22 protein-coding genes are annotated in these 25,821 nt (G+C 73.7%); 8 read left to right on the forward strand and 14 right to left on the reverse strand.

Annotated elements, in window-relative coordinates; genetic code table 11:
• The first annotated feature begins 8 nt into the window (after positions 1-8).
• Together ASE27_RS02475 and ASE27_RS02480 are read left to right on the forward strand one after the other, a co-directional pair.
• Complete coding sequence (locus ASE27_RS02475) at positions 9-1,043, forward strand: iron ABC transporter permease (protein ID WP_056646570.1); 1,035 nt, start codon at positions 9-11, stop codon at positions 1,041-1,043.
• Between the two features lie 254 nt (positions 1,044-1,297).
• Positions 1,298-2,260: an iron chelate uptake ABC transporter family permease subunit gene (locus ASE27_RS02480; RefSeq protein ID WP_056645343.1), complete on the forward strand. Its 963-nt coding sequence runs from the start codon at positions 1,298-1,300 to the stop codon at positions 2,258-2,260.
• A gap of 2 nt (positions 2,261-2,262) precedes the next feature.
• On the opposite strand, the gene ASE27_RS02485 is transcribed toward ASE27_RS02480, so the two are convergent.
• The gene (locus tag ASE27_RS02485; RefSeq protein WP_056645346.1) at positions 2,263-3,099 is read right to left on the reverse strand and encodes a 4'-phosphopantetheinyl transferase superfamily protein; all 837 of its coding nucleotides are present in this window, start codon (positions 3,097-3,099) and stop codon (positions 2,263-2,265) included.
• Positions 3,100-3,163: 64 nt separating this feature from the next.
• The gene (locus ASE27_RS02490; RefSeq protein ID WP_056645349.1) at positions 3,164-3,574 is read right to left on the reverse strand and encodes a RidA family protein; all 411 of its coding nucleotides are present in this window, start codon (positions 3,572-3,574) and stop codon (positions 3,164-3,166) included.
• Between the two features lie 81 nt (positions 3,575-3,655).
• On the opposite strand from ASE27_RS02490, the gene ASE27_RS02495 reads away from it, so the two are divergent.
• Positions 3,656-4,057 (forward strand): helix-turn-helix domain-containing protein, encoded by a 402-nt coding sequence (locus tag ASE27_RS02495; RefSeq protein WP_056645352.1) that lies wholly within the window; start codon positions 3,656-3,658, stop codon positions 4,055-4,057.
• Between the two features lie 2 nt (positions 4,058-4,059).
• Here ASE27_RS02495 and ASE27_RS02500 read toward each other — a convergent pair whose 3' ends face one another.
• The 5 genes from ASE27_RS02500 to ASE27_RS02520 form a co-directional block, all read right to left on the reverse strand.
• Positions 4,060-5,697, reverse strand: a complete 1,638-nt coding sequence (locus ASE27_RS02500) for a PQQ-binding-like beta-propeller repeat protein (RefSeq protein ID WP_056645354.1) — start codon at positions 5,695-5,697, stop codon at positions 4,060-4,062.
• Between the two features lie 28 nt (positions 5,698-5,725).
• A complete protein-coding gene (locus ASE27_RS02505) occupies positions 5,726-6,016 on the reverse strand; it encodes a WXG100 family type VII secretion target (RefSeq protein WP_056645360.1) in 291 nt (96 codons plus the stop codon).
• Between the two features lie 197 nt (positions 6,017-6,213).
• Complete coding sequence (locus ASE27_RS02510) at positions 6,214-6,951, reverse strand: hypothetical protein (protein WP_056645363.1); 738 nt, start codon at positions 6,949-6,951, stop codon at positions 6,214-6,216.
• 62 nt (positions 6,952-7,013) lie between these two features.
• Positions 7,014-8,783 (reverse strand): cell wall metabolism sensor histidine kinase WalK, encoded by a 1,770-nt coding sequence (locus tag ASE27_RS02515; RefSeq protein ID WP_157257345.1) that lies wholly within the window; start codon positions 8,781-8,783, stop codon positions 7,014-7,016.
• Positions 8,780-9,529, reverse strand: a complete 750-nt coding sequence (locus ASE27_RS02520) for a response regulator transcription factor (RefSeq protein WP_056645367.1) — start codon at positions 9,527-9,529, stop codon at positions 8,780-8,782. Before ASE27_RS02520 ends, ASE27_RS02515 begins: the two co-directional genes overlap by 4 nt.
• Before the next feature lie 140 nt (positions 9,530-9,669).
• Between ASE27_RS02520 and ASE27_RS02525 the strand changes: the two genes are divergently transcribed.
• Positions 9,670-10,875 (forward strand): winged helix DNA-binding domain-containing protein, encoded by a 1,206-nt coding sequence (locus ASE27_RS02525; protein WP_056645370.1) that lies wholly within the window; start codon positions 9,670-9,672, stop codon positions 10,873-10,875.
• A 117-nt stretch (positions 10,876-10,992) separates the two neighbouring features.
• On the opposite strand, the gene ASE27_RS02530 is transcribed toward ASE27_RS02525, so the two are convergent.
• Positions 10,993-11,601: an NYN domain-containing protein gene (locus ASE27_RS02530; RefSeq protein ID WP_056645372.1), complete on the reverse strand. Its 609-nt coding sequence runs from the start codon at positions 11,599-11,601 to the stop codon at positions 10,993-10,995.
• Positions 11,602-11,707: 106 nt separating this feature from the next.
• Between ASE27_RS02530 and ASE27_RS02535 the strand changes: the two genes are divergently transcribed.
• Both ASE27_RS02535 and ASE27_RS02540 read left to right on the forward strand, forming a co-directional pair.
• Positions 11,708-12,466 carry a type 1 glutamine amidotransferase gene (locus ASE27_RS02535; protein WP_235535325.1) on the forward strand — a complete coding sequence of 253 codons (759 nt, stop codon included), beginning with the start codon at positions 11,708-11,710 and terminating at the stop codon, positions 12,464-12,466.
• Positions 12,467-12,544: 78 nt separating this feature from the next.
• Positions 12,545-12,844 (forward strand): Dabb family protein, encoded by a 300-nt coding sequence (locus ASE27_RS02540; protein ID WP_056645375.1) that lies wholly within the window; start codon positions 12,545-12,547, stop codon positions 12,842-12,844.
• 178 nt (positions 12,845-13,022) lie between these two features.
• Here the strand turns inward: ASE27_RS02540 and ASE27_RS02545 are convergent, their stop codons facing one another.
• Together ASE27_RS02545 and ASE27_RS02550 are read right to left on the reverse strand one after the other, a co-directional pair.
• The gene (locus ASE27_RS02545; RefSeq protein ID WP_056645378.1) at positions 13,023-13,817 is read right to left on the reverse strand and encodes a PspA/IM30 family protein; all 795 of its coding nucleotides are present in this window, start codon (positions 13,815-13,817) and stop codon (positions 13,023-13,025) included.
• Positions 13,818-13,916: 99 nt separating this feature from the next.
• Positions 13,917-16,094 (reverse strand): TPM domain-containing protein, encoded by a 2,178-nt coding sequence (locus ASE27_RS02550; protein WP_056645380.1) that lies wholly within the window; start codon positions 16,092-16,094, stop codon positions 13,917-13,919.
• Between the two features lie 231 nt (positions 16,095-16,325).
• On the opposite strand from ASE27_RS02550, the gene ASE27_RS02555 reads away from it, so the two are divergent.
• Positions 16,326-17,054, forward strand: coding sequence for a DUF5701 family protein (locus tag ASE27_RS02555; protein WP_235535326.1), 729 nt, complete (start codon positions 16,326-16,328; stop codon positions 17,052-17,054).
• A 30-nt stretch (positions 17,055-17,084) separates the two neighbouring features.
• Here ASE27_RS02555 and ASE27_RS02560 read toward each other — a convergent pair whose 3' ends face one another.
• The 3 genes from ASE27_RS02560 to ASE27_RS02570 all read right to left on the reverse strand — a co-directional run bounded on the left by ASE27_RS02560 (position 17,085) and on the right by ASE27_RS02570 (position 22,423).
• Complete coding sequence (locus ASE27_RS02560; RefSeq protein WP_056645383.1) at positions 17,085-18,752, reverse strand: DNA repair helicase XPB; 1,668 nt, start codon at positions 18,750-18,752, stop codon at positions 17,085-17,087.
• A 47-nt stretch (positions 18,753-18,799) separates the two neighbouring features.
• The gene (locus tag ASE27_RS02565) at positions 18,800-21,376 is read right to left on the reverse strand and encodes a helicase-associated domain-containing protein (protein WP_056645385.1); all 2,577 of its coding nucleotides are present in this window, start codon (positions 21,374-21,376) and stop codon (positions 18,800-18,802) included.
• 84 nt (positions 21,377-21,460) lie between these two features.
• Positions 21,461-22,423, reverse strand: a complete 963-nt coding sequence (locus tag ASE27_RS02570) for an alpha/beta hydrolase (RefSeq protein WP_082608415.1) — start codon at positions 22,421-22,423, stop codon at positions 21,461-21,463.
• A gap of 72 nt (positions 22,424-22,495) precedes the next feature.
• Here ASE27_RS02570 and ASE27_RS02575 point away from each other — a divergent pair, with 72 nt between their 5' ends.
• Positions 22,496-23,155, forward strand: a complete 660-nt coding sequence (locus tag ASE27_RS02575; RefSeq protein ID WP_056645389.1) for a TetR/AcrR family transcriptional regulator — start codon at positions 22,496-22,498, stop codon at positions 23,153-23,155.
• Positions 23,156-23,680: 525 nt separating this feature from the next.
• Here the strand turns inward: ASE27_RS02575 and ASE27_RS02580 are convergent.
• Positions 23,681-25,669: a DUF3352 domain-containing protein gene (locus ASE27_RS02580; RefSeq protein ID WP_056645393.1), complete on the reverse strand. Its 1,989-nt coding sequence runs from the start codon at positions 25,667-25,669 to the stop codon at positions 23,681-23,683.
• Positions 25,670-25,821 lie beyond the last annotated feature (152 nt).

Here is a 25,821-nt window from a genome sequence, read left to right on the forward strand (position 1 = left end):
TGCCTGCTGTGCCCGCTGGCCCCCCGACCGTCCTCCGTGGCTCGCGGCCCTCGTCGCGTGTCCTGCTCGTGGGGGCAGCGCTCGTGCTCGCGCTGCTGGCTGCGATCCTCGCGAGCGTGGCCCTCGGCTCGCAGCCCGTGCCGTGGCCCGACGTGCTCGCGGTGCTGCGCGAGCCCGGGACGACCGAGGCGTCCGCGATCGTGTGGGACATGCGCGTGCCGCGCACGGTCCTGGGGCTGCTCGTGGGGATCGCGCTCGGCGTGGCCGGCGCGCTCACGCAGGCGCACACCCGCAACCCGCTGGCCGACCCCGGGCTGCTGGGCGTGACGTCGGGCGCCGCGTGCGCCGTGGTGCTCGCGATCCACGTCCTGGGGGTCACGAGCCCGTCGGGGGCTGTGGGCTTCGCGCTCGTGGGGGCGCTGTGCGCCGGGGGGATCGTGGTGGTCCTCTCGCAACGCATCCGCGTGCTCGCGCCGGGCGTCACGCTCGTCCTCACGGGCTCGATCGTCACGGCGCTGCTCGCGTCGGTCACGTCCGGGGTGCTGCTGCTCGACCGCACGACCATGGACGTCTTCCGCTTCTGGAGCATCGGTTCGCTCGTGAGTCGGGGACCCGAGGTCATCTGGACCGTCGCCCCGTTCCTGCTGCTCGGGCTGCTCCTCGCGGTCGTCAACGCGCCGACGCTCGGGGCGCTCGAGCTCGGTGACGAGCTCGGGGTCTCGCTCGGGAGGCACGTCGTGCGCGACCGGCTGATCGGGCTGCTCGCGGTCACGCTGCTCGCCGGTGCGGCGACCGCGGCGTGCGGGTCGATCGCGTTCGTGGGGCTCGCCGCGACGCACGCCGCGACGCGGCTCGGCCTCGGCGGACCGGCGTGGCGCATCCCGGTCGCGGGACTGTGCGGGGCGGTCCTGGTCCTGGGGGCCGACGTCGTCGGTCGCCTGGCCCCTGCCACCTCGGAGATCCAGGTCGGCATCGTGATCGCGCTGGTCGGGGCGCCGCTGTTCGTCGTCCTCGCCCGCGGCTACCTGGGAGATCGCTCATGATCACGAGGCGTCCGCCGACCGCTGAGTTGTCAGAACTGCACCGGGGTACCCACCGGCCCAGTTCTGACAACTCAGCGGGGCGCTCAGGGTTCGCGGGGCGCGGTGGGGGCTCGGGGGGCTCCGGGCGTTCCGGGCGCTCACGGTTCACCGGACGCTCCTCTCCGACCAGGGGGCTCGGCCGAGTCTTCGCGCCGCTCCGTCGCCACCCGGGCACCCGGCGCCAGGCACTGGTCGCGGCGGGCCTCGTCGCCCTGGTGCTCGCGCTGCTCGTCGCCTCGATCATGGTGGGCGAGTACGTGCTGCCCGCGGGCGACGTGGTCCGGACGCTGCTGGGGACGGGCGACCCCGCCGACAGGTTCGTCGTGCTGGGCCTGCGGGCACCGCGGGCCGTGACCGCGCTCGTCGTGGGCTTCGCGCTAGGTGCCGCAGGGGCCATCACGCAGTCGGTCGCCCGCAACCCGCTCGCGAGCCCCGACATCCTGGGGGTCACGGCCGGCGCGACGGCCGCGGCGGTCGCGGCGATCGTCGTGGCGGGCACGGGGGCCGGGGTCGTCGGCGGGTTCCTGGTCTCGGCCGGTCTGCCGATCGTCGCGGTCACGGGAGGGCTCCTCGCGACCGCGCTCGTGTGCGTGCTCGCGTGGCGGGGCGGGATCGAGGGATACCGCCTGGTGCTCGTCGGCCTGGGCGTCAACGCCGGCGCGTCCGCGATCACGTCGTGGCTGCTGGTCCGCGCCGAGCTGCCCGACCTCAATGCGGCCCTCATCTGGATGACGGGCAGCCTCAACCGGGCGAGCTTCGCGATCGTCGGCCCCGTCGCGGCCGTGGTGGTGGTGACGGTCGTGGTCAGCGCCCTGTCGTCCCGGTGGCTCGCGGTCCTACGGTTCGACGCGCGCGTGATCGTGGGACTGGGAGTGCGTCGGTCGTCGGCGCAGCTGCTGCAGATCGGGCTCGCCGTGGTCCTCGCGGCCGCGGCGACCGCGGCCGCAGGGCCCATCCCGTTCGTCGCGTTCGTCGCGCCGCAGATCGCGTGGCGGGCGCTCGCGGCCCAGGGGCCGCCGCCGCTCGGTGCGGGGCTCGTGGGGGCGTGCGTGGTCCTGGCCGCGGACCTGGGTGCGCGCTCGCTGCCCGTGGACCTGCCGGTCGGGGTCGTCACGTCGGCGGTCGGTGCACCGTTCCTGCTGTGGCTGCTGCTGCGCGAGAGCCGGGAGGTGCGCTGATGTCAGGGGTTCCCGAGCCCGTGCCGGGACAGCAGGGTCGGGCCGTCGGCGAGCTCGACGGTCGAGAACGCGACGGGTGCCCCGGGGGAGCAGAGCGCGACCGCGGCGAGGTGGGTCTCGCCCGCCGAGGGTGACGGCCGAGCCCCCGACGGCTCCGACGGAAGCTCCAGGTCCCGCAGCGCGAGCCGATCAGGGGCCGGGACCGCGCCCCTGCTGCGCACGACGGCGGCAGCATGGTCCGCCGGGGACAGGAGCAGGTCGTCGCGCGGGGCGAGGAGCCCCGTGCCGACCGCCTTGAGCACGGCCTCGCGCCGCGCCCACGACCGGGTGAACGACTCGGCGTCCCAGCCGTCGGCCGGGCGCTCGCCCGGGGGCACGGCATCGAGGAGGTCGGTGAGGTGGTCCCGGGCCGGCGCCGTGGACTCGACGTCCACACCGACGTCCACACCCGCTGCGACGTCCAGGTCGCCGTCGCTCGTGGCGTCGCCCGCGACGCCTCGGGAGCCGGTCACCGCACCCACGACCGCGACCAGCACCCAGCGGCCCGCGTGGGCGATCGAGAACGACGGTGCCCCCTCGACGAACGGCCTGCCAGGGGACGCGGCGTCCCGCGGGCCGACCCGGATCGCGACCTCGGTCGGCGAGACGCCCAGGCGTTCGCCCAGGGCTGCACGGACCAGTGCCCGGCCCGTGACGAACCGCTGACGGTCCTCCTCGTGCCGGAAGGCCGAGGCCCTCAGTGCCTCGGCGGGGGAGAGCCACGCCGACGCCCGGACCCCGGCTGCACCGGGAGCGGCGCACCAGACGGTGACGCTCGCGGTCAGGAGAGGAGTCGGCACGTCGACACTCTAGGAGGTCGGGACGTCCCCGGCAGGCATCGGCGGGGCGGGGTTCCCGTGCGCTTCAGTCGAGCACTGCGGTCGCCTCGACCTCGACGAGGACATGAGGTTCGAACAGGGACTCGACACCGATGAGCGAGGAGGGGGGCATGGGCTGCGGGATCTGGAGGCGGGCGGCGACGGTCTCGATGCCGGCCAGGAACGCACCCATCTTGTCGGGCGTCCACCGCGCGACGTAGAACGTGAGTCGGACGACGTCCTGGAACGTCGCTCCCGCTGCCTCGAGCCCGCTCGCCGTGCTCACGAGTGCCTGTGCGACCTGCCCGGCGAGATCGTTCGGGTCGACCGGGCGCCCGTCGAGGCCCGCGGCGACCTGGCCGGCGACGTGCACCTGGCGGGTGCCCGTTCCGATCGCGACGTGATGGTAGGGCGTGGGCCCGACCATGCTGGCGGGAGAGAAGAGATGGACGGTCATGGTGGGTCCCTTGGTCGAGGTCCGGTTGGGTACCCCAGTGATACCTGGTTTCCGAAGGACACTTCAACGAGACTAGGTGTCGTGACGGAAACCTCTCGCCCTGCCGCCCACCCTCTGGAGATCACCGCGTCGCACAGGGAACTGCTCGACCAGGTGCTGGACAAGTGGTCGGTCCACATCCTCGACGAGCTCTGTGAGCGACCCGCTCGTTTCAACGAGCTGCGCCGCGCGATACCTGCCGTGACGCAGAAGTCCCTCACGGCCACCCTGCGCCGCCTCGAACGCAACGGGATCGTCGAGCGGTCCGTGGTCCGCTCCCGGCCGGTGGCCGTCGAGTACCGCATCTCGCCCTTGGGCAAGACGCTCCGGGCGCCGATCGACGCGCTCCTGGAGTGGATCGCGACGCACGGGGCAGACGTCGACCGTGCTCGTGGCCGATTCGACGACGAGGCCGAGCACGACCTGGGCCGCCTCGGCAGGTAGGTTCACCCCACCCGGCTCACCCGGTTCTCGGACAGCTGGAGCTGGAGCAGCGCACCGTGGTAGCCCAGCATGCCCACGTTCGGGGCGCTCGCGCCGGTCCACAGCACCTCGCCCGTGGCGAGGTCGTACCCGACCGACCGGGCCGATCCGTCGTCGTCGTGCGCGAGGACGACCGCCTGGGAGCCGTCGGTCGCGGCCCCGAACGGGTAGACCGAGTCCTCTCCGGGCACGGTCCACAACGTGCGGCCCGTGGTCGGGTCGAGAGCGGTCAAGCCGTTCGCGCCGTCGTCGACGACCATGACAGCGCTCGTGTGCACGAACAGCCTGCTCGCGTACGTCGAGGCGTCCCACAGCTCCGTGCCGTCGGGGCGGAACGCGGCCAGGCCGCTCAGGGTGTCGACGAGGACGGTGTCCTCGCCCGTCCCGTCGGTCGCGGACGGGCGGAGGAGAGGACCGGTGACCTCCCACAGCGAGGTGCCTGTGCGGTCGAGCACGGTCGTGTGCTGGGTCGTCTGGTCGAACCTGCTCACGGTCGTGGCGGTGAGCGGCTCGACCAGGTCGTCCTGCGAGGTCACGTCGTCAAGACGGGTCCCGTCGGCGTCGAACGCCGCACTGATCCCGCATCCGTCGACCGTGACGACGTAGCCCGTCGTCATCGAGCTCACCCTGTCGAGCGCGAACGTGGCCATGTCGCCGAGGTCCTGGCACTCCCAGGCCTCGTCCGGCGCGACGAACGGCACCTCGTTCTCCCAGAGCACGTCGCCCGAGACCGCGTCCTCCAGGGTCACGACGACCGCTCGGCCACCGGGAACGTCGACGAAGGTCGGTTCCCCGCCCTCGTCGTAGAGCTCGCGCGGGCCGACCGGGGGCCCGACGGGCCCGTCGCGACGCACGCGGACGACCGTGCTTCCCGGACCGACGGCGTAGCTCGCGCCCTCGACGACCGGCCCGAGGTTCCGGCTTCCCGTGACCTGTCCTTCCGTGTCCAGGACCGAGACGACCTGGGCGTCCGCGGTCCCCGACAGGCACAGCAGAGGTCCGGTCTCCTCGGCGGGGGTCTGCCAGATGCTGGGCCGGCCGCAGTACGCGTCCGGCCCCACCGTCGCCTGCCACACCTCTTTCCCGGTCAGGACGTCGACGGCTGTGAGGCCCCCTTCGTCGACCTGGCTGAGGAGCAGACCCCCGAACGGCATCCAGAGGTGGTTGTTCAGGTCGAACGACCACAGCTCCTGCGGCGGTCCGGTGAACGGCAGCACGCCGCCCACGCTCGTGACGAGACGCGCGGCGGTCCGCCGCTCCTCGATCTCGCCACCGATCGCGAGCCCGCCGACCACGAGGGCCACGACGCCTGCCACGGCGGCCCAGGGCTTCCACCGGATCGTCCTGCTGCCCGACGACGTGTCCCCGGCCGCGGAGGGCGCCTCGCCGAGGCGTCCCTGGGTGCCGTCAGCGCCGTCACCAGCAGCGCTGCCGACGGAACCTGCGGCTCGAGCACCGTCGCCGACGTGCCCGGCAGGAGCGGAGCCGTCCGCCGCCGCAGCCCCCACCGAGGCTTCCGGGGACGCGAGCCCGTCGTCCAGGTCCTCGACGACCTCGAACGGCACGGCACGGGAGGCGGCGGACTGGCGGCGGCGCGGCATGGAGGGGAGCCTAGCGGCCGCCCACCCGTCAGCGCAGGAACAGCCTCGACGCCTGGGCCTCCGCGTCGGCGTACGTCTGCGCGGCCGACCCCAGGGCCGCGGTGATCGAGTCCAGCGCTGCCTCGACGTGCACCTGCGCCCCCTGCCACTCGGTCATGACCCCGGCGAAAGCGGTCGCCGCGCCACCCTGCCAGCTCGCCTGGAGGTCCTGGAGGTGACGCATCATCGCTCCGACCTCGGCGCGGATGGCCGTGACCGAGCCTCCGACCGCGGCGCTCGCCTGCGCGACCCGTGCACTGTCGACCTCGTACCTGCTCATGACGTCCTGCCTCTCCAGCGTCCGCTGGGCACCGGTCGGCGCCCCGACCCGGCGCGGCGTGCGCGACCGGGTGAGCAGGACGCTAGAGGGGAGCGGCGTCGTCGGGCAGGGAGAGACCCGGCGACTGTGGACGGGGCCTCAGGAGGCCGGGCTGTGCACGGCTCGTCACCTGGACCGCGCCCGCGACGAGGAACGACTCAGGAGGGAGACGGCGCGACGAGGGCCGGGGGCGCCGACGCCTGCAGCTTGGCCTGCTCCTTGCGCAGGCGCTGGAGCTCGGCGTCGAGGTTCTGCCGTGCCGGCTCCTCCCACGCGGCCCCCATGGGGCTCGAGAAGAGGGTGCGCCGGTCGAGCAGCTTGGTGATGATCGCGATGCGCGCCCGCAGGTAGTCCGGGAGCGGGATGTGCGCGTACTCGTCGCGCACGTCCTTGAGGTACTCCTTGTACCGCTGCGGCTCGCCCGCGAGCATCGCGAGGTCCGCGTCGCACAGCACCGCGCAGTCGAAGTCCGCGGGGTCGGGGGCGTGACGCACGAGCGCGTTCACGAGGAACGCGACCCGCCGGCATGCCTTCTCCGGCACGCCCAGCGACGAGAGCTGGTCGAACGCGAGCGCGGCGCTCGCGGTCTCGTCCTCTCCGCCCTTGTTCGCGTACGCGGCCTTGCGGGCCGCGTCGAAGATCGCGCCGTGGTACCAGGCCGCGAGGCGGACCACGTCGGCGTCGTGCGTCTCCTGGGCGAGCTCGTCGACCCGGCCGAGGACGTCGGCGAGGTGCCGCAGGTTGTGGAAGTGACGGTCCGGCTGGCTCCAGCGCTCGAGGAGCCCGTCGCCCACGGCGCGGATCTCGTCGTCGGACGCCGTCGCTCCGGCGCCTCGGCAGCTACGGGTCCAGGAGGTGAGCAACCACTGCGGTGCGTCAGAGGTGGTGACGCCCATGAGATCAGCCTTCTTCGATGCGGGAACGGGGTGCGCCGTCGGTCCACAGGTTCATCTCGAGCCTACGTCCGATCGGGCGACGACCCGTCATCGTAGCCCTGTGTCGGGAGTTCCACATGAACCGTGAGGCCACCGCCCTGCGTGGGGGCCACCGAGATGTGTCCCTGGTGCGCCCCGACGATCGCCGCGACGATCGCCATGCCCAGCCCCGAGCCCCCCGAGGCGCGGTTGCGCGACGAGTCCGCGCGGTAGAACCGTTCGAACACGTGGGCCGCCTGCTCGGGCGTGATGCCCGGTCCGTGGTCACGGACCTCGAGCACCGCGAGGGGGTCGTCGACCGCGTCCTGCGGCTCCTGGGTCCCGAGCGCGATCTCGACCGGGGTGCCCGCGGGAGTGTGCTGCGAGACGTTGCCGATGAGGTTGGCGAGCACCTGCCGCAGCCGGTCCTCGTCCCCGATCACGGTGAGCTCCTCGGGGGCGTCTCCCGAGCCGCCCAGGCTCACGACGCGCACCGGCCGGGTGGGGTCGAGCGCGTGCAGGTCTCCCGCGGAGTCGCGGGCCAGGGCCGCGAGGTTCACGGGCTCGTGGCGGATGGGACGCCCCTCGTCGAGGCGGGCGAGCGCGAGCAGGTCGTTGACGAGCGTGCCCATGCGCGTCGCGGAGTCCTCGATGCGGCGCATGGTGTCGTCCATCTGCTCGGGCGTGGTCAGCGCCCCCATGCGGTACAGCTCGCCGTAGCCCTTGACGGTCGCGAGCGGGGTCCGGAGCTCGTGGCTCGCGTCCGACACGAAGCGCCGCATGCGGGCCTCGGAGGCCTCGGACGCCGCGAACGCGCGCTCGATGTGGTTGAGCATGGTGTTGAGCGACGCCGCGAGCGAGCCGACCTCGGTGCTCGGCGGGGCGGGCCGGATGCGCCGGGTCAGGTCGCCGCCCGCGATGTCGGCCGCGGTCTCCTCGATCTCGCGGAGCGGGCGCAGGGCGCGCTGCACCGCGAGGTACGCGACGGCGCCACCGATCAGGGCGATGCCCAGGGCGCTGACCGCGAGCGTCCGGCCGAGCACCTTGACGGTCTCGTGGATCCCGGTGAGGGGGAGCGCCACGTAGGCGGTCCCGACCGTCTCGCCCGTGAGCTTGCTGATGACCGGGTAGGGCACGACGCGCCACTCGGCCGGCGTGGTCCCGCCCGCCGACGTGACCGTGAACGGCTTGCCCGTGCGGGTCGCCATCTCCTGGGCCATGAACGTCGGGATCTGCGGCGCGCCCGAGCGCTCGACGACCGGGTCCCAGTAGTTGGGCGTCTCGGTGCCGTTGTCCCAGCGGACCAGGACGTAGTACTCGCTGGGCAGGGTGGACCTCGAGGCGTTGCCCCGGAACGTCTCGTCGGCGACCGCGGAGGCCGTGAGGTCGAGCTGCTGGTCCACCTGTCCCACGAGGTACCGCGCCACCACGGTCGTCGTCGCGAGCGCGGCGATGCCCAGACCCGCGGCGAGCAGCAGCGCGATGATCGCGACGAGACGTGCCCGGAGCGGCACGCGGGCGAACCAGCCCCAGTTCTCGGTGGGGACGGTCCGGCCGTAGGGGCGGGGCTCGTCGGGCGAGGGGACGGGGGGCGAGTCGGGTGCAGCAGGGCCGTGGCCGCCGGCACCGCTGGCACCGCCGGAGCCGGCATCGCTGCCCGACGACGGAGCCTGCGTCCCAGGACGCGCCACACCGGGGGTGCGGGACGCCGAGGACGGGCGCGACGTCGTCGGGCCGGACGGCGGGGGCGGCGGGACCGGGGGCAGGGCGCCCCCGGAAGCCCCGACCGGGCGACCGGAAGAAGGCGTGCTCATGACCTGCGGGCGCTCCCCGACTCCGGGGGCGTGCGCAGCAGGTACCCGACCCCGCGCTTGGTGTGGATGAGCGGCTGGACCGGCTCCTCGGTGCCGTCGGGACCGGTCACCGTGAGGTTGTCGATCTTGCGGCGCAGGTAGGAGATGTAGGACTCGACGATGTTCGCGTCGCCGCCCCAGTCGTACTGCCAGACGTGGTCGAGGATCTGCGACTTCGAGAGCACGCGGCCGGCGTTGAGCATGAGGTAGCGCAGCAGCTTGAACTCGGTGGGGGACAGGTCCACGACCTGGCCTGCGCGGCGCACCTCGTGCGAGTCCTCGTCGAGCTCGAGGTCGGCGAAGCGCAGCACCGCGGTGTCCTCGGGCTCGGCGTGCGTGCGGCGCAGCACCGCACGGATGCGGGCCACGACCTCCTCGAGGCTGAACGGCTTGGTCACGTAGTCGTCGCCACCGACCGTGAGGCCCGTGACCTTGTCCTGCGTGTCGTCGCGCGCGGTGAGGAACAGCACGGGCGTGTGCTGGCCCGTGGCCCGCATGCGCCGCGTCACGGTGAAGCCGTCCATGTCGGGAAGCATGACGTCCAGGACCACGAGGTCCGGCTCGACGTCGCGCACGAGCTTGAGCGCGCTCGTGCCGTCCGCCGCGGCGAACACCTCGAACCCGGCGAAACGCAGGGACGTGGACAGCAGCTCGCGGATGTTGGGCTCGTCGTCGACGACGACCAGCCGCGCCTCGGGTTCGCTCATGGTTCCAGTGTGCGACCGAACCCTGGGAGTCGCCTGGGCGCGAGCGGTGGGCAAGGGGGCTGTGGGTGGGGTGCCGGACCATGGTGCGGCGGGGCCGTCCAGGCACTGACAGCAGCCCGTCGAGACGGAAGGATGCAGGCATGCGGATCAGCGACGACCAGAGGAGGGCGCGGCTCGTCGCGCACCAGCTCGACCTCGGGGCTGCCGGTCCCGCGCCGGAGAGCACGGTCGAGGGGGTCGTCGACCGGCTCGTCGCCCTCCACGCGACCGACGCGCCCAGCGTCTACCTCTCGGTCCTCGCGCGCGTGCCCGAGCTGCGCATCGAGGACGTGCAGGCCGCGATGTACGACCGTCGCACCCTCGTGCGGGTCCTGGCCATGCGCCGGACCCTGTTCGTCGTCGCGCGCGAGATGGTGCCGGTCGTCCACGCGGGGGCGAGCGCCGCCGTCGGGCGCAGGCTCAGGGCCCGCCTCCTGAAGGAGCTCGCGACCCTCCCCATGGACCCGCCCGTCGAGGACGCCGAGGCCTTCCTCGCCGCCGCCGAGGAGCAGGTGCACGACGCGCTGGCCCAGCACGGACCCCTCACCGGGGCGCAGCTCTCGGCGCGGGCCCCCGTGCTGCGGACGGCGTTCCTGCCCACCACGACCAAGTCCTGGGACGTGCGGCGCTCGCTGACCTCGCCCCTGCTGTCGCTGCTGTCGGCCGAGGGGCGGATCGTGCGCGGCGAGCCGACCGGCGGCTGGTCGTCCAACCGCTTCCTGTGGCGGCCCGTCGAGGACTGGCTGCCCGGCGGCATCCCGGAGGTCGACGAGGCCGAGGCGCGCGTGCGGCTCGCGCGGGCCTGGCTCGAGGCGTTCGGGCCCGCGACCCTGGCGGACCTCCAGTGGTGGACCGGGTGGAACCTGGGGCAGACGCGGGCAGCGGTCGCAGCCCTCGACGTCCGCGAGGTCGAGCTCGAGGGGCTCGGCTCCGGGGTCGTGCTGCGCTCGACCGAGCTGCCGACCGGGCCGGGTCTCGGTGCTGCGGCCGGGCACGTCGCGCTGCTGCCCTCGCTCGACCCCACCGCGATGGGCTGGAAGCACCGCGACTGGTACCTCGGTCCGCACCGCGAGCAGCTCTTCGACTCGGCGGGCAACATCGGCGCGACGGTCTGGTGGGAAGGGCGCATCGTGGGGGCATGGGCCGTGCGGGCCGACGGCGAGGTCGTGTCCCGTCTGCTCGAGGACGTCGGGACCGACGGTGCCGCGGCCGTCGAGGCCGAGGGACAGCGGATCGGGTCGCTCCTGGGCGGGGGTGGCGTGACGGCGTCGTTCCCCACGCCCCTGTACCGCGAGCTGCGGGGCTGAGCCCGGGCACGGCCCGACGCGTCGTGCGGACGGCGTGCGCCCTGCGTGCGTGCCGGCCCTGCTGATGACGCGAAGGGCGGGGCCGCGCGTGCTGCGCGGCCCCGCCCCTCGGTGGACTCAGAGGTAGCGCAGCGGGTCGAACTCCTCGAGCGGGATGATCCGGACGCGCGGCAGGATCGTCGTGAACGCCCCTACGTTGTCCTCGAGGTCGTAGAAGCTCAGGCCGCGCGAGGCCAGCTCGGAGAAGCGCGAGTTCACGAACTCGCGGAAGCACAGCAGCCCGACGCGGCGGTCGCTGTCCTCGAGCAGCTCCTCGACCTGCGGGATGAAGTCGCCGTCGTGGCTCGCCAGGAGCACGTCACCCGGGCGGTCCTTGAGCGCCTCGAGGGTGCGCTGGATACCGATGTCCACGACCTTCTCGGAGCTGGACCCGGCCAGCGGGATGGGCCGGTAGCCCATCGCGAGCAGCGCCTGGACGAACGCCATGGGCATCTGACCCGACGAGGCGTTCAGGAAGAACAGCGGCGTGACGTCCTGGGCCCACAGGTGGGCCGCGAAGTCGACGATGCGGTCCCAGCGCGGTCGCTCCTCGGGGTTGGGCCGGTGCCCCAGGACGCTCATGCCGAGCGTCGCGTCGATGTTCTCCCCGTCGACGATCAGGTAGGTGCGGCGCGGGGCCTCTCCCTGGATGTTGACGAGGCCGTTCGACGTGCTGGAGTCCGACATGGGGTCCAGCCTATCCGGCGGGGAGAGTCCCCGTTCCCGACACGGAACGGGTCGAGGCGTGGGCACGGTTTGCACCGGACCCCCCGGGGGCGAGTACCTTTCAGCGGTGAACCAGCAGCTTCTCGACCCGGTCCGGATCACGGTCGTCCAGAACTCCCCGGACGTCACCCTGGACGCCTTCGCCGACCGGCTCGGGCCCGACGTGCGCCTCGTCCGCCCCTTCGACGGGGACGCCCTGCCGGAGGCGACCGACCTGGGCGACGGGTTCGTCGTCCTGGGCGGGCAGATGTCCGCCTACGCCGACGACGTCGCCCCCTGGCTCCCCGCGCTGCGCGACCTGCTGGCCGCCGCGGTGTTCTCGGACGTCCCGACGCTCGGGATCTGCCTCGGCGCCCAGCTGCTCGCGGTCGCGGGCGGTGGCAAGGTGCAGGTCGCGGCCCCTCCCGGTCGCGAGGCGGGCCTGACCCGCGTGTTCTGGAAGGCGGGCGCCGAGGGCGACCCCGTCCTGGGGCCGATCGCACGCGCCGCGGCAGGTACGGGCAAGCGGGCCCGCTCGTTCACGGTCAGCATGCACGCCGACGCGATCATCGACCTCCCCGAGGGCGCGTCGTGGCTCGGCATGTCGGACATGTACCCGTACCAGGCGTTCCGCCACGGCTCGGCCCTGGGGGTCCAGTTCCACCCCGAGGCGACGCTCGCCACGATCCGGGGTTGGGCCGACCAGCACGACGACGTCGACACGACCAACATCCTGGCCGACGCCGCGCCGTTCGAGGGTGAGGTCCTCGAGACGGGCCGCCTCCTCGTGGAGTCGTTCCTGGCGGTCGTGCACGACGACGTCGCTCGCCGGGGCGTGCGGGCGTAGGTCGCGCAGGGCGCGTCGCGCCGCGACACGACGCGTGTCCGCCCGGGCTGACCGGTCGGTCGGTGGCAGGGTGTCGGGATGATCCGTCACACCGTCGCCTTCCGCCTGCGCCACCCCGAGGGGTCCGCCGCAGAGACCGCCTTCCTGACCGACGCCCGCGTCCTCGCGACGATCCCGGGGGTCGAGCGGTTCGAGCAGCTGCGCCAGACCAGCGCCAAGAACGACTTCACGTTCGGCTTCTCCATGGAGTTCGCGGACGCTGCGGCGTACGCGGCCTACGACCAGCACCCGGACCACCGGGCGTTCGTGGCCGATCGCTGGGTCCCCGAGGTCGAGGACTTCCTGGAGATCGACTACGAGCCGCTGCCTGCGGGCTGACGCGCGACCGCAGGCCCCTTCCGGCAGCCCCTGCTGACGGCGCGTGGCGCCCGAGCCGGACCCTCCGACCACCCTTCCGACGACGACGCGACGGCCGGTGACCACGAGGTCACCGGCCGTCGCCGCATCCTTGCGTGGGGCGCTCGCACCCCGGCCGCAGAGCTGTCTTGTCAGGGGACTACCACTCGCTGGGGGCGTCCTGGGTGCCGGCCTCGATCGACGTGACGGTCGTGGGCGAGATCTGCGGGGCGGGGGACGAGCCGCCGCTCTTGAGCGCTGCGAGCCGGGCCTCGATCTCGATGTTGGCGCCCGAGGTCTCGAGCTCCTCGAACTGCGCGTCGAGCGAGGACGCGGCGACCTCGGCCTGGCCGAGCGCCTTGGCCTCCTCGCGGCGGACCTTCTCCTCGAAGCGTGAGACCTCGCTCGTGGGGTCGAGGACGTTGATCGAGCTGATCGCGCCCTGGACGGTCTGCTGTGCCTCCGCGGACTTCTGACGGGCGACGAGCGAGTCGCGCTTGGACCTGAGCTCGCCCAGCTTGTCCTTCATCTGCGCGAGCCCGGTCTTGAGCTTCTCGACCGTCTCGCGCTGCGAGGTGATCAGGGGCTCGGCCTGACGGACCTCGCCTTCTGCGGAGATCTGCTTCTGGAGGGCGACCTTGGCAAGGTTGTCGAACTTGTCGGCGTTGGCCGGGTCGCCTGCGGACCGGTACTGGTCGGCGCGTGCGGAGGCTGCGGCGGCCTTGTCGCCCCACTCGCGGACCGCGGCGACGTCCTCGTTGTAGTCCTGCTCGGCGAGCCGGAGGTTCCCGATGGTCTGCGCGACGGCCTGCTCGGCGTCGGCGATGCTGTTCGTGTAGTCGCGGACGAGCTGGTCCAGCATCTTCTGCGGGTCCTCGGCGCCGTCGAGGAGCGCGTTGATGTTCGCCTTGGCCAGCTGGGTGATGCGTCCGAAGATGCTCTGCTTCTCTGCCATCGGTCGTGCCTTCCTGCTCGTGGATGCGTGTACGCGGTGCCGTCGTGGCGACGTGGCGCCCGGCCGTGCGACCTGCGGGGCCGGGCGAGGGTCCGACCCCTAGAACCGCCCTCCTCTGCTGGAGCGGCCGCCCGAGGAACGGCCACCGGACGAACCGCGGGAGGACCGGCCGGACGAACCGCCGCCGCCGAACCCCCCACCGCCGTAGCCGCCGCCGAACCCCCCGCTCGAGCGACGGCCTCCGCCGCCCCCTCCGCGCAGGATCTGGTCGAGCAGGATGCCGCCGAGGACCATGCCGCCGACGTTGTTCCCGCCTCCCGAGCCGCCGCCACCGAACATGCCGGGACCGTTCTGCTGCTGCTCCCACGCGGCCGCGTCGCGCTGGGCCAGCTGGGCCGCAGACTGTGCGAGGGAGTCGGCCTGCTGGGCTGTGGCGAGGGCGCGGACGGGGTCGGACGGCTGCAGGGCCTGCGCCTCGCCGAGGTAGCGGATGGCCTCGGAGAGCCGGGTCCGGGCCTCGGGGCCGACGGCGCCGCGCCGGGTCTCGATGAACGAGTTCGTCGCGCGGATCTGGGAGTCGACGCGGCCCAGGGTGTCGCGCAGGAGCGCGGCGGCGCGTGCGGCCTGCTCGGCGCTCTCGCGGAACGGTGCGAGGGCGGCGTCGATCGCGGCCTCGGCGTCGGTGAGCCGGCGCAGGGCGGCGAGCGGGTCTCCGCCGGTGCGTGCGCCCTGGGCGTCGGCCACGGCGGCCTGGGCCTCGGTGGAGCGCGCGGTCACGGCGGGGTCGCCCGGGGCGAGCCGCGCGGCATCGGCGATGTCCGCGGTGATCGAGGCGACGGCCACGTCGAGGCGCTTGCCGGCCTGGGCCAGGTCCTCGCCCGCCGAGTCGACCGCGTCGAGGAGCATGACGGCCTGGCCGACCGCGTTCTCGGCGGCGCGGGCGTGCGCGACGGCGGACGCGCGGTCCTTGCCCTCGAGCGCGGCGCGTCCTGCGGCGACGGCCTCGCGGGCGCCCGCGACGAGCTGCGTGGCCTGGTCGGGGTTGGCCGCGACCGACGCGAGCGCTGCCTCGGGGTAGGTCGCGAAGAGGCCCGCGAGCGTGCTGCGGGCCGGGGCGATGCGGGCCTCGACCTCACCGGCGCGCCGCTCCACGGTGTCGAGGACCTCGGGGGCGCGGGACTGGAGGTCGCGCAGCTCGTCGAACTGGGCGGACTCGGCGTCGAGCGCGGCCGCGACGTCGGCGCACAGCGTGATGATCTGGGCCATGATCGAGCGCGAGACCGGCTCGGTCTCGGGGGTCTGGTCGTCGAGCTGCTGACGCAGCGCGAACGCCTGGGAGACCTTCTGCTTGCCCGTCTCGAGCGCGACCTGGAACTCCTTGGTGGCCTCGAGCCCGAACTGTGCCTGGGCGAAGCCGAGCTCCTGCTCGGAGGTCTTGATGGCGTCGTCGATCGCGACGAGGGCCGAGCTGGCCCGACGGTTGAGCTCGTCGGTGGGGAGCTGGGAGAGCTCGTCGGCCTCGTCCGTGCCACCCTGCCGGGCGGCCGTGCCCCGTCGCTTGCGCAGGATCGAGCGGACCACGAAGAAGCCCGCGATCGCGAGCAGGCCCACGACGAGCACGATCAGCCAGCCGGATCCGCCCGACGACGACGAACCGGTCGCCTCGGTGCGCAGCGTGTCCGCGGCGACGATCGCGGACTGCGCCCACTCCTCCTGGCTGAGCTGGTCCTCGACCGCGGCCTGGACCTTGTCGAGCGAGGCGTCCGAGAGCCCGATGTTGTTGTCGGCCGAGAGGTCGTAGCGACGATCCTCGGTCGCGACGGCGAGCAGGACGTCGTCACGGCCCAGCCCCGACAGGTTGGCCGTCGCGGTGGCCCAGGTCTGCGCGTCCTGACCGTCGAACGTGTCGACGTACACGACGTAGAGCTGGTACGGGGTGTCGGCCTCGAGGCGGTCCATCGCGGCCTCGACCTCGTCGGTCTGGTTCCCCAGGACACCGTCCGGGTCGGTGATGCGGCCCGGGAGGTCCAGGGGCTGTGCAGCAGGGAGCCGGGTGTCGGCGGTGGCCGATGAGGTGCCGGTGCTCGGCGCCTCGACCAGGACAGACGTGGTGGCCGCGCCGCCGCTCGGCCACGCGGTGTCGACCGCGCCGGCGGGCGCAGCGAACGTCGCCAGGCCCAGAGCGCCGAGGGCGGTGAGCGTGAGCCCGGTGCGCACCGTGGACCGGAGCGTGCGGGCGGGGCGAGGGAGTGCGGCTGTATCGGACGACGAGGTCACCTCGTGATCCTTTCCCAGGGGGCGCCCCGCCGCAATCGCGATTCCGGACACCGGTGGGCATTTCACCCGGACTGAGTCGTGTGCTGGATCAGGGCGATCTGGATCTTCCGGGCGTCGGGGGCGTGCCGTGTGAAGGGCGCCCGCCCGGGGGCGCTGCCCATCCGAGGAAGTCGGAATAGTCGTACGGCGTACAGTGTTCTTCGAGCGTCACGCTCCCGACGAGAGGCCCTCATGACTCCCCGCACGACGACGTCCTCGCCCGCAGCCCCAGCCACGGCGTTGCCCGACGGCACGACCCCGTCTCCGGACACTGCCGCGCCTGCCGTCTCGCCCCTGCCGTCGCTCGCCGACCAGGCCGAGCGGCTGATCGCGCTCGGTGTCCATGAGGTCGCCGGGCTGTCCGCTCGCGAGGTGCGCGACGCCGTCGGGCGCCTCGCCCTGAGCGCGCCCCTGGGCGGGCTGCTCGCCGTCCATCCGCGCCTCGCCCCGCCGTCCGTCCTCGCACCCCTGCTCCGTCTCGGGGACAAGGAGGGGTTCGTCGTGGTCGACATGGACGACGTGGACCGGTTCGAGCCCCTCGAAGGGCTCGAGCTGCCCGAGGAGGCGCTCTACGTGGTGACGGACGTCGAGCGTGGGGACGACATGGCGAACTGGTCCCCCGACGAGGCGCTGCCGGAGATCGCTCGACGGGGCCGCACGCCCCTCGTCCTCAGCGAGGGGATCCACTGGGCCCTGCAGACGCCCGACGTCGTGGCGCGCAACCACTGCTTCATGACGATCGGGTCGCGGCTGCGCAAGGACGAGGGACGCCTCGACTCGCGGACGCCCGCGGTGTGGATCTCGAATGGCACGGGGCGCGACGGCAAGGCGCGCCGCGGCGCGCCCAAGGTCGGCTGGTGCTGGGCGGGCAACCGTCACACGTGGCTGGGTTTCGCGTCGGGGGACCGGCGGGTGGTCTAGGGGATCGCTGCCCGACGGCGCCCCCACCCTCTACTGCACGACGTCCAGGTCCTCCGCGTCGACGATGCGATACGCATACCCCTGCTCCGCCAGGAAGCGTTGCCGGTGCGCCGCGAAGTCCTGGTCCACGGTGTCGCGCGAGACCACGGCGTAGAAGTGTGCGGTGCGCCCGTCCTGCTTGGGCCGCATGATGCGTCCCAGGCGCTGCGCCTCCTCCTGGCGCGAGCCGAACGACCCCGACACCTGGATCGCGACCGACGCCTCGGGCAGGTCGATCGAGAAGTTCGCGACCTTCGACACGACGAGCCGGTTGATCTCCCCGGAGCGGAACGCCTCGAACAGGCGCTGACGCTCGCGCACCGTCGTTGCACCCGTGATGACGGGCGCGTCGAGGTGCTCGCCGAGCTCCTCGAGCTGGTCGAGGTACTGGCCGATCACGAGGACCTGGTCGTCTGGGTGCGCGGCCGCGATCTGCTCGACGACCCGGTTCTTGCCCGGTGCCGTCGCGGCGAGCCGGTACTTGTCCTCGGGCTCGGCGGTCGCGTACGCCATGCGGTCGCGGTCGGGGAGCGTGAGCCGCACCTCGACGCAGTCCGCGGGCGCGATGTACCCCTGGGCCTCGATGTCCTTCCAGGGTGCGTCGTACCGCTTGGGCCCGATCAGGCTGAAGACCTCGTCCTCGCGGCCGTCCTCGCGCACGAGCGTCGCGGTCAGGCCCAGGCGGCGGCGCGCCTGGAGGTCCGCGGTCATGCGGAAGATCGGGGCCGGCAGCAGGTGGACCTCGTCGTAGACCACGAGGCCCCAGTCGCGCGCGTCGAGCAGCTCGAGGTGCGTGTAGACGCCCTTCCGCTTGGTCGTGAGCACCTGGTAGGTCGCGATCGTGACGGGCTTGATCTCCTTGCGGGCGCCCGAGTACTCGCCGATCTCGTCCTCGGTCAGCGTGGTGCGCCGCACCAGCTCGTCGCGCCACTGGCGCGCGCTCACGGTGTTCGTGACGAGGATCAGCGTCGTCGTGCCGGACTTCGCCATGGCTCCGGCCCCGACGATCGTCTTGCCCGCACCGCACGGGAGCACGACGACGCCGCTGCCGCCGTGCCAGAACCCGTCGACGGCCTGCTGCTGGTAGGGCCGCATGGCCCAGGGCTTGTCCTCGTGCGCCGGGTCGGTGGGCGACAGGTCGATCGGGTGCTTCTCGCCGTCGACGTAGCCCGCGAGGTCCTCGGCGGGCCAGCCGAGCTTGAGCAGCACCTGCTTGAGGTGCCCGCGCTCCGAGGGGTGCACGACCACGGAGTCGTCACCCAGGCGGTCACCCACGAGGCCCGCCGTCCGCTTGGACTTGAGGACCTCGGCGAGCACCGCCTTGTCGGTCGCCTGGAGCACCAGGCCGTGCGTGGGGTGCGCGACGAGCTGGAGGCGCCCGTAGCGCGACATGGTCTCCGCGACGTCGACGAGCAGCGCGTGCGGCACGGGGTAGCGGCTGTACTGGAGCAGGACGTTGACGACCTGCTCGGCGTCGTGCCCCGCAGCCCGCGCGTTCCACAGGCCCAGGGGGGTGAGCCGGTAGGTGTGGACGTGCTCGGGGGCTCGTTCGAGCTCGGCGAACGGGGCGATGGCCCGGCGGGCGTCGCCGGAGAGCGGGTGATCGACCTCGAGCAGCAGCGACTTGTCGCTCTGCACGATCAGGGGGCCGTCGGCCATGTGCGTCCTTCCGGGTGGTGCGTCGTGTCGTGGCGCGGTGGTGCGGGCTAGTCGTTCGGCGCCCCCGAGGAGGCGCCCGTGGGTGCGTCGTCCTGCGCGGGCGCAGGGGCGTCGGTGAAGACGCCGGCGATGCGGTGGACCGCGACGGTCAGCTCGGCGTCCCGGGCAGGGTCGAGAGCGCGCAAGCGCCCTCCTTCGAGGACCAGGGGCTTCACGCGGCGGCGGGTCGGCTGGCCCGTGGGGTCGATCGTCTCGAGCACCACGTGGTCGCCCGCGTCGATCGCGTCGCGCAGGAGTCCCAACGCGGCAGGGGGTTCGGTTGTTCCGCGCGGCTCGGGCGGGGCGTCCGCGCGGCTCGCCGACGCCGGGGGGGCGGCGAGCGCCGCGTCGTCGGCGGCGCGCAGCCGCGGGACGAGGTCGGCGTACCGTTCGCGCCGGGCTGCGGTGTCGAGCGCGGCGCCCTCCCGTGCCGGTACCCCGTGTCCGACGGCGGAGCGCCCCCGGGTGGCCGTGTCCAGCGGGCGTCGCCCGCCCACGCGAGAGCGGACCGTCGACCGGACGCGCTCGGTGCGCACGACCCGGCCGTCGGGCCCCTCGACCATGGACGCGAGGCCGCGGTCGCGCAGCGCCGCCTGGAGCGTCGCGGCCGGGACGAGCGCGGCCAGGACCGTGGGTGCGACGCGGAAGAGCGACAGGTGGCGCAGCGCCGGGTCCTCGACGAGACCCGTGAGGAGCGCGGGGTCCTCGGCGCGGACGTAGCTCGACGCGGTCCCGACGCGCAGCCGCCCGTGCCGCCTGGCCGTGTCGCGCACGAGGTAGTCGAGCGGCTGCGGGAGCGGCGTGCGCGAGTGAGAGGCGAGCTCGGTGAGCAGGTCCTCCGCGCTGCGGCCCGCGTCGAACGCCCGGGTCAGCGACTCGGGCGTGAACCGGACCGTGATCGCGGCGCCGCGGGACTCGACGTCCGCGGCGTCCTCGAGGAGCCGTTCGAGCGCGGCGCTCGGGCGTCCCGGCACGATCCCGGTGAGATCGCCCTGGACGAGCAGCTCGTCGACCTCGGGCGGCAGGACCGACTCGAGGGCGTGCGCGAGCGCGGTCTCGGGTGAGCCCGCGTCGGCACCCCCGCTCGTTGCCTTGGGTGACCCGCCCGTCGCCCCCGGTGAGCCGACGCGCGGGCCGTGCGCGGCGCCGTCGGGCACGGGGAGCAGGAGCGCCCGACCCGTCGGGGCGAGCGCGCCGACCCCCGTGACGCCCAGGAGCGCGGCCTCGTGCACGAGGCCCTCGACGGCCTGGGCCGGTGGAGTGGCGCGCGGCGATCCCCAGCGCAGGACCTCGAGCAGGTCGGTCGGGGTCAGGGCCTGCCCGGGGCGGTCGGCGAGGGCCGAGAGGAGGTCGAACCGCAGGCGCGGGACCCACGGGCGGCTCAGGTCGGGTTCGAGGGCCGCGCGGAGCGTGCCGCGCTCGTCGCGGCTGCCGATGGTCCACGGGGTGCGTCCCGACGCGGCCCAGGCCGCGGCGAGCGCGGCCCAGCGGCTCGCGAGCGGCAGCTCGAGCCAGTCCTCGCCCGCGAGCGTCACCGTGAACGAGGGCGGGTCCTCGCCGTCGTCGACGACGAGGCCGGTCGCGAGCGCGAGCTCGGCCACGAACGCGGCGGTCGGCTCGTCGACCTCGAGGGTCGTCGCGAGGCGACGCAGGTCGCGCACGCCCAGCCCGCCCGCGCGCAGGACGTTCGGGGGCGAGGCCTGCCACAGGGCCAGGAGGTGCGCGACGAGCCGGACCACGTCCTGGGCCGCGCGGGCGGCCTCGGCCGTGATGGTGTCCTCGGTGAAGTGCGGGGCGTCGGGCTGGGGTGGGTGCGCGGCCGTGCTCGCGTGCGTGCGGCCGCCGCGCAGCGCGAGCGCGACCTCGCGCGGCAGGACGACGTGACGCTCGTCCGAGGCGAGGAGCAGGCGGTGGCGCAGGAGCCAGGTCGTGGCCTCGCGGCCCACGGGGTCGGCGCGGGGCGCGACCCCCACGGGCGGCCCCCAGGTCAGGGCGTCGAGGATGCTCCGTGCCCCTGGGGGAGCGTCGGCGAGGAGGGCCCCGAGGGTCGCGGCCGCCTGGTCGGACGACGGGCCCGACGGCGCGTGGGCGAGCGGGGAGGACGGGTCCGCGGGGCCGAGCCCGGCCGGGTAGGGGCCGAGGACCTCGGACAGGCCCGGGGCGACGGCCAGGTCGGTCGCTGCCGACGGGTCCGTCGAGTCGGAGGCGCCCCGGTCCCACAGCAGGGCTCCCTCGAGCAGGTGCGCGACCGCCGCACGGACGAGCGGGGCGTCGGCGGGCTCGGTCGCCAGGGCGGCCAGGAGCCGGTCGATCGTGACGGGCGGGTGGGGAGCGGCCGGGGCGGAGGGCTGGTCCCCGAGGACCAGGACGGAGTCGAGCACCTGCAGCTCGAGGGCGTCGAGGCGGGCGACGGCCCGGTCCAGGCTGGTACGGCTGGTGGAGCGGGCTGCGAGCGAACGCAGGGTCGACGGCGAAGGAGTGGCCAGGTCAGGGCGCTGCATCAGCAGCGCGACGAGGTGCTCGTCGCTGCGGGAGCGAAGAGCCTCGGGGAAGGTCCGGCGCGGAGCCGGAGGCGTTGAGGCCATTCGTCCGATGCTACGCGGGTCGGGGGTGCGCCTCACCCGGGTCCTCGAGGCGCGGATGGTCGTGGTGGTGCTGTGCCGCGGCGGTCACGCACCGACCTGGGGCCGTGCGGAGCGTCGCGTGTCGACCGGTGTCCGCGGGGCGTGCGGTTCGAGCGCCCGCGCCCCGGCCTCCGCGACGTCGAGGGAGTCGACCGCGTCGAGCCCGCCCGTGACGAACGCGGTCAGGGCGTCGAGGGCGAGGTCGGACGAGAGGACCTTGGTGTGGCCGAACCCGGACGTGAGGACCAGGCGAGACCTGTCGCCGTGGGCAGCGTGCAGCCGTCGCGCGTCCAGGTCCGGCATCCGTCGGTCGCCACGGTCGTGCACCACGAGGAGCTCGGTCGTCGCCGGCAACAGGTGGGTCACGGCGTCGTAGCGGGCTGAGGCGGAGGCCCGGTCCTCGCCGAGCCGGGCGAGGAAGCGGGCCCCGACGTGGGTCAGCGTGCGGGCGTCCAGGCCCAGGTCGCGCCCGAACTGCGTGAGATACGGATCGGGGCTGCCCACGCCCGAGACGACCGCGACGCGTCGCGTCGGGACGGTCGAACGGGCCGCGGTGAGTGCAGCCAGGGCGCCCAACGAGTGCCCGACGAGCGCGTGGAACGGGCCGTGGACGCGCTGCAGGGCCTCGGTCGCCGCGACCCAGTCGCGGATGTCGGCCGGGCCGCCCGGAGACGTGCCGTGCGCCGGGGCGTCGAACGACACGACGTGGAAGCCCTCGGCGACGAGCTCGCGAACCAGGGGCGAGAGCTGGGACGCGCGCCCGCGCCACCCGTGGACCAGCAGCACCGTGCGCCGGCCGGACCCCCACTCGTAGCTCGTGAGCGCCCGGCCGCGGACGATGAGCGTTGCTCGCCGCGCGGTGTGGTGCGTGGACGTGTCGGCATCGCGCACGGGGATGCGGGGAGCGGTGACGAAGAAGGCTCGCAGCGCGAAGCGGCCGGCGAGCCCCGGGGAGACGGTGGCGACGGCGCGCAGGCCGCGGCCGACCGCGCTGTTCAGGACGGGCATGTCTCCTCCAGATGAATGCGTACGATCGTTCGTTCTGTAGATTACGCGAACGATCGTTCGTACACTAGGGGGATGGCAGAACTCGCAGCCCTGGACGGTCGACGAGCCCGTGGTGACGCGTCACGGCGGGACGTGCTCGCACGCGCGACCGACCTCGCGTCGGTCGAGGGGCTCGACGGACTGACGATCGGTCGCCTGGCCGAGGCGTCGGGCCGCAGCAAGAGCAGCATCGCCACGCTCTTCCACGGCAAGGAGGGGTTGCAGCTCGCGACCGTCGTCGCGGCACGGGAGATCTTCGTCGCGACCATCGTCGAGCCGGCGCGCACCGAGCCGAGGGGCCTGCGCCGCCTGGTCGTGCTGCTGAGGAACGCTCTCGTGTACTCGAGGGACAGAGTCTTCACGGGCGGCTGCTTCTTCGCCGCGACCGCGGCCGACGTCGACTCCAAACCGGGTCCCGTGAACGCCGCTGTGCGGTCGGCGCTCGCGGACTGGTACGGCTACGTCGAGGCCCAGACGAGGGCGGCGGTGGCAGCGGGCGAGCTCGCGATCGACCAGTCCGCGGCCGAGGTCCTCGCGTTCGAGCTGCTGGCCCTCGACGAGGCCGCCAACTCGCGGTCCTTGCTGCTGGGCGACGACCGCCCCTACGTGCTCGCGGCGGCCGCGATGCGCGCCCGGCTGCTCGCCGCCGGGGCGGACCCCGAGCTGCTCGGCGCGCTGGATCTCGCGGGCTGAGCCTCGCGACGAGCTGGCTGATCATGGGGCGGCCCGGCGGAGCTCGCGCTCGTCGACGCCGATCGACCCTGCGGGCCGAGCCAGGCCGGGAGCCCAGCCGAGCCTGGCGCGGGGGCCTTGTCGAAGAGGGTTCGCTGAGCGAATCCCTGTCCCGGTCAGCGAACGCGAGTTCCGCTCACCGGAAAGCGCTGCGCAGGCATCCCCTGTCCCGCGCTCGGTGCCCGGTGCTCGGTGCTCGGTGCTCGGTGCTCGGTGCTCGGTGCCCGGTGCCCGGTGCCCGGCCGGTCCGGCGAACCGCTGCACCCGCTCCAGGGCCGTGGCTGCGGTGGCCTTGCAGCCGATGCCGCCCGCGCTCCCAGGGATCGCCGTGGCCCTCGATCCGGGAGCACCGACGGCCGGCCACGAGAGTCCCGTGGCCGGCCGTTGATCTGTGTCGCGCGGTCGCGCTGTCGCGCTGTCGCGCTGTCGCGCTGTCGCGCTGTAGTGCGGCGCGCCCTCACGGGCCGCCGGCCCGGCGCGCGCCGGTCAGTCGAAGCTGAGGCGCACGCTCGACACGGCGTGCCCGCCGTCGACCCGGGTCGACACGCCGAACGCCTGGAGGGGCGCGACGTAGGAGATCCAGGAGTCGTCGCCGCCCAGCGCGTCGATGTTCGCTCGGGCGATCTTCTCGATCGCGTCGATGTCGACGAAAACCGCCGAGCTGGCCGACTTCGCGTCGGGCACGACCGTCGTGAACGCGGGCTTGGTGCCCAGCTTGCCCTCGGCTGCGAGCTGGGCCGCGTAGTCGTCGTTCGACGCGATCACGAGGCCGTCCTCGGTCGTGGCGCTCGAGAGCTTGTCTGCCCCGGCGTCCACGAGGATCGCGTCGATCCGACCCAGGAGGTCCTCGAGCGCCGCCTTGTCACCGATCGTGCGTGCTCCGAAGCTCACGTCTCCCGGGCCCGTCACCGACGAGATGTCGTCGAGACCCGCGGAGTCGAGCGCGACGACGATCTGCTCGCCCAGGAGCGTCTTGAGGTCCTCGGGCAGCTTGATGTCGAACGACTTCTCGAGCTCTTCGACCGTCTCCTGGAAGCCGAGACCGCTGGGCAGCAGGTCGTCGCCGTACGGGTCGTCCGTCAGGTAGTCGTCGCCGTAGAGGTCGTCGGTGCCGAGATCGGTGTCGAGGTCCTCGGTGCCCAGGTCGTCGGCCCCCAGGCCCAGGTCGGTGCCGGTGCACGACGACATGAAGGCCTCGTCATAGGTCCTCTTGTACTCGGCCTCCTCCTCGGCCGTGAGGCCGAGCCCGGAGAAGTCGGCGGCGTACTCGGGCTGCGCGAGCAGCGCGGCGCACTCGGCCTCGGTCACCGTGGGGAGCGTCGTCGTACCGACCGGGTTCGAGGACAGCGACCAGTCGTCGTCGAGCAGGTCGTCGCCGCCCAGGCTGCCGAGGTCCTCCAGGCCATCCAGCCCGCTGGACCCGAACGTGTCGGCGAGAGTGCTCAGCTGCTCCCACGCCTCGTCGATCGCCGCGGGGTCGACCGTGCCCGCCGACGCGAACAGCGTCGTGTCGGGGAGCCCGGTCAGGAGCGAGGTCCCGGAGCCCTCGAGCGGGGTGAGGGTCGCCTCGTCGGCGCCCACCGCGAACGCGAGCTCGAGGTGGTCGGAGCCTGCGCGCAGCGCGCCCGTGACCGAGGTGACGCCGTCGAGCTCGGCGAGCGCCGCCGTCGTCTCCTCGCTGTCGCCCTGACCGGCGAGGGAGTCCTCCAGCAGGCCCTTGGCGCCCTGGACGTCCACCCACACCGAGACCAGCCCGGCGTCGCCCAGGGCCTTCCTGTCCGCGCTGAACAGCGGGTCGTCGGCGAGCGGGGCCTTGTTCGCGGCGGACGCGACGTCCGCGGCAGCGAGCGTCTCGGACGTGATGAGCGCGTACCCGTCGGTGAACGCGACCTGTGCGGGCTCGATGCCGTCCCCGCAGCCCAGCTCGGACTCGATGGCCGTGCGGGCAGCGCCCTCGTCGGTCACCTGGAGGACCACGACGGGCTCGGGCTCGGCGCCGTCCTCGGTGGCCGGGAGGGACGCGAACCCCGCACGCTGACCCAGCCACGGCTCGACGTCGGCCGCGTAGTCGACCGTGCACTCGCCGCTCCCGGCGATCGCGTCGACCAGGAGCTCGCGCAGGTCCGCGGTCTCGCTCAGGTCGACGTCGAGGTCCTTCGCGAGGTCCGGGAAGCGGTTCGCGAGGCGCAGGAGGTTGACCTTCTGGGTGGCCGACGGGTCCAGGTCGACGCGCACGTAGGCGATCGTGGTGTCCGGGAGCGCGGCCTCGGGCTGCGCGCCGCCGCCGTCGAGCGTCGTGTACGCGAAGACCCCGCCGCCCACCAGGACGAGTGCGGCGGTCGCCGCACCGCCCAGGACCAGGCCCGTGCGCAGGCGCGAAGGCTTGACGGGGCCCGGGGCGGGAGGTGGGTAGCCGGCAGGCTGCTGCCACGCCCCGGAAGGGTCGGCGGGCGGGAAGGTGGGCGGCGTGGTCATGAAGAACCTCTGTGTCGGGGGCGGCGCGTCCGGCGCTGCGGGGCCGGCGGTCGCCTGAAGGCTAGTGGAGCCAGCGGGTCCGCCGCCGCCCCCTCTCATGGGGAGTTCTCCCCTCCGTGGCGGGCTGCCGCGGGGCCGTGCGGCTCGCGGCT

The organism is Oerskovia sp. Root918 (assembly GCF_001428945.1).
Lineage (GTDB): Bacteria > Actinomycetota > Actinomycetes > Actinomycetales > Cellulomonadaceae > Oerskovia > Oerskovia enterophila.

What these genes read in the sequence shown, in the direction of transcription:
- ASE27_RS02510 (WP_056645363.1), bottom strand. Translation starts at nt 6,951, where the DNA reads ATGGGCGTCACCACCTCTGACGCACCGCAGTGGTTGCTCACCTCCTGG.
- ASE27_RS02520 (WP_056645367.1), bottom strand. Translation starts at nt 9,529, where the DNA reads ATGAGCGAACCCGAGGCGCGGCTGGTCGTCGTCGACGACGAGCCCAAC.
- ASE27_RS02545 (WP_056645378.1), bottom strand. Translation starts at nt 13,817, where the DNA reads ATGGCAGAGAAGCAGAGCATCTTCGGACGCATCACCCAGCTGGCCAAG.
- ASE27_RS02525 (WP_056645370.1), top strand. Translation starts at nt 9,670, where the DNA reads ATGCGGATCAGCGACGACCAGAGGAGGGCGCGGCTCGTCGCGCACCAG.
- ASE27_RS02540 (WP_056645375.1), top strand. Translation starts at nt 12,545, where the DNA reads ATGATCCGTCACACCGTCGCCTTCCGCCTGCGCCACCCCGAGGGGTCC.
- ASE27_RS02505 (WP_056645360.1), bottom strand. Translation starts at nt 6,016, where the DNA reads ATGAGCAGGTACGAGGTCGACAGTGCACGGGTCGCGCAGGCGAGCGCC.
- ASE27_RS02570 (WP_082608415.1), bottom strand. Translation starts at nt 22,423, where the DNA reads ATGCCCGTCCTGAACAGCGCGGTCGGCCGCGGCCTGCGCGCCGTCGCC.
- ASE27_RS02565 (WP_056645385.1), bottom strand. Translation starts at nt 21,376, where the DNA reads ATGGCCTCAACGCCTCCGGCTCCGCGCCGGACCTTCCCCGAGGCTCTT.
- ASE27_RS02555 (WP_235535326.1), top strand. Translation starts at nt 16,326, where the DNA reads ATGACTCCCCGCACGACGACGTCCTCGCCCGCAGCCCCAGCCACGGCG.
- ASE27_RS02580 (WP_056645393.1), bottom strand. Translation starts at nt 25,669, where the DNA reads ATGACCACGCCGCCCACCTTCCCGCCCGCCGACCCTTCCGGGGCGTGG.
- ASE27_RS02560 (WP_056645383.1), bottom strand. Translation starts at nt 18,752, where the DNA reads ATGGCCGACGGCCCCCTGATCGTGCAGAGCGACAAGTCGCTGCTGCTC.
- ASE27_RS02515 (WP_157257345.1), bottom strand. Translation starts at nt 8,783, where the DNA reads ATGAGCACGCCTTCTTCCGGTCGCCCGGTCGGGGCTTCCGGGGGCGCC.
- ASE27_RS02490 (WP_056645349.1), bottom strand. Translation starts at nt 3,574, where the DNA reads ATGACCGTCCATCTCTTCTCTCCCGCCAGCATGGTCGGGCCCACGCCC.
- ASE27_RS02530 (WP_056645372.1), bottom strand. Translation starts at nt 11,601, where the DNA reads ATGTCGGACTCCAGCACGTCGAACGGCCTCGTCAACATCCAGGGAGAG.
- ASE27_RS02575 (WP_056645389.1), top strand. Translation starts at nt 22,496, where the DNA reads ATGGCAGAACTCGCAGCCCTGGACGGTCGACGAGCCCGTGGTGACGCG.
- ASE27_RS02500 (WP_056645354.1), bottom strand. Translation starts at nt 5,697, where the DNA reads ATGCCGCGCCGCCGCCAGTCCGCCGCCTCCCGTGCCGTGCCGTTCGAG.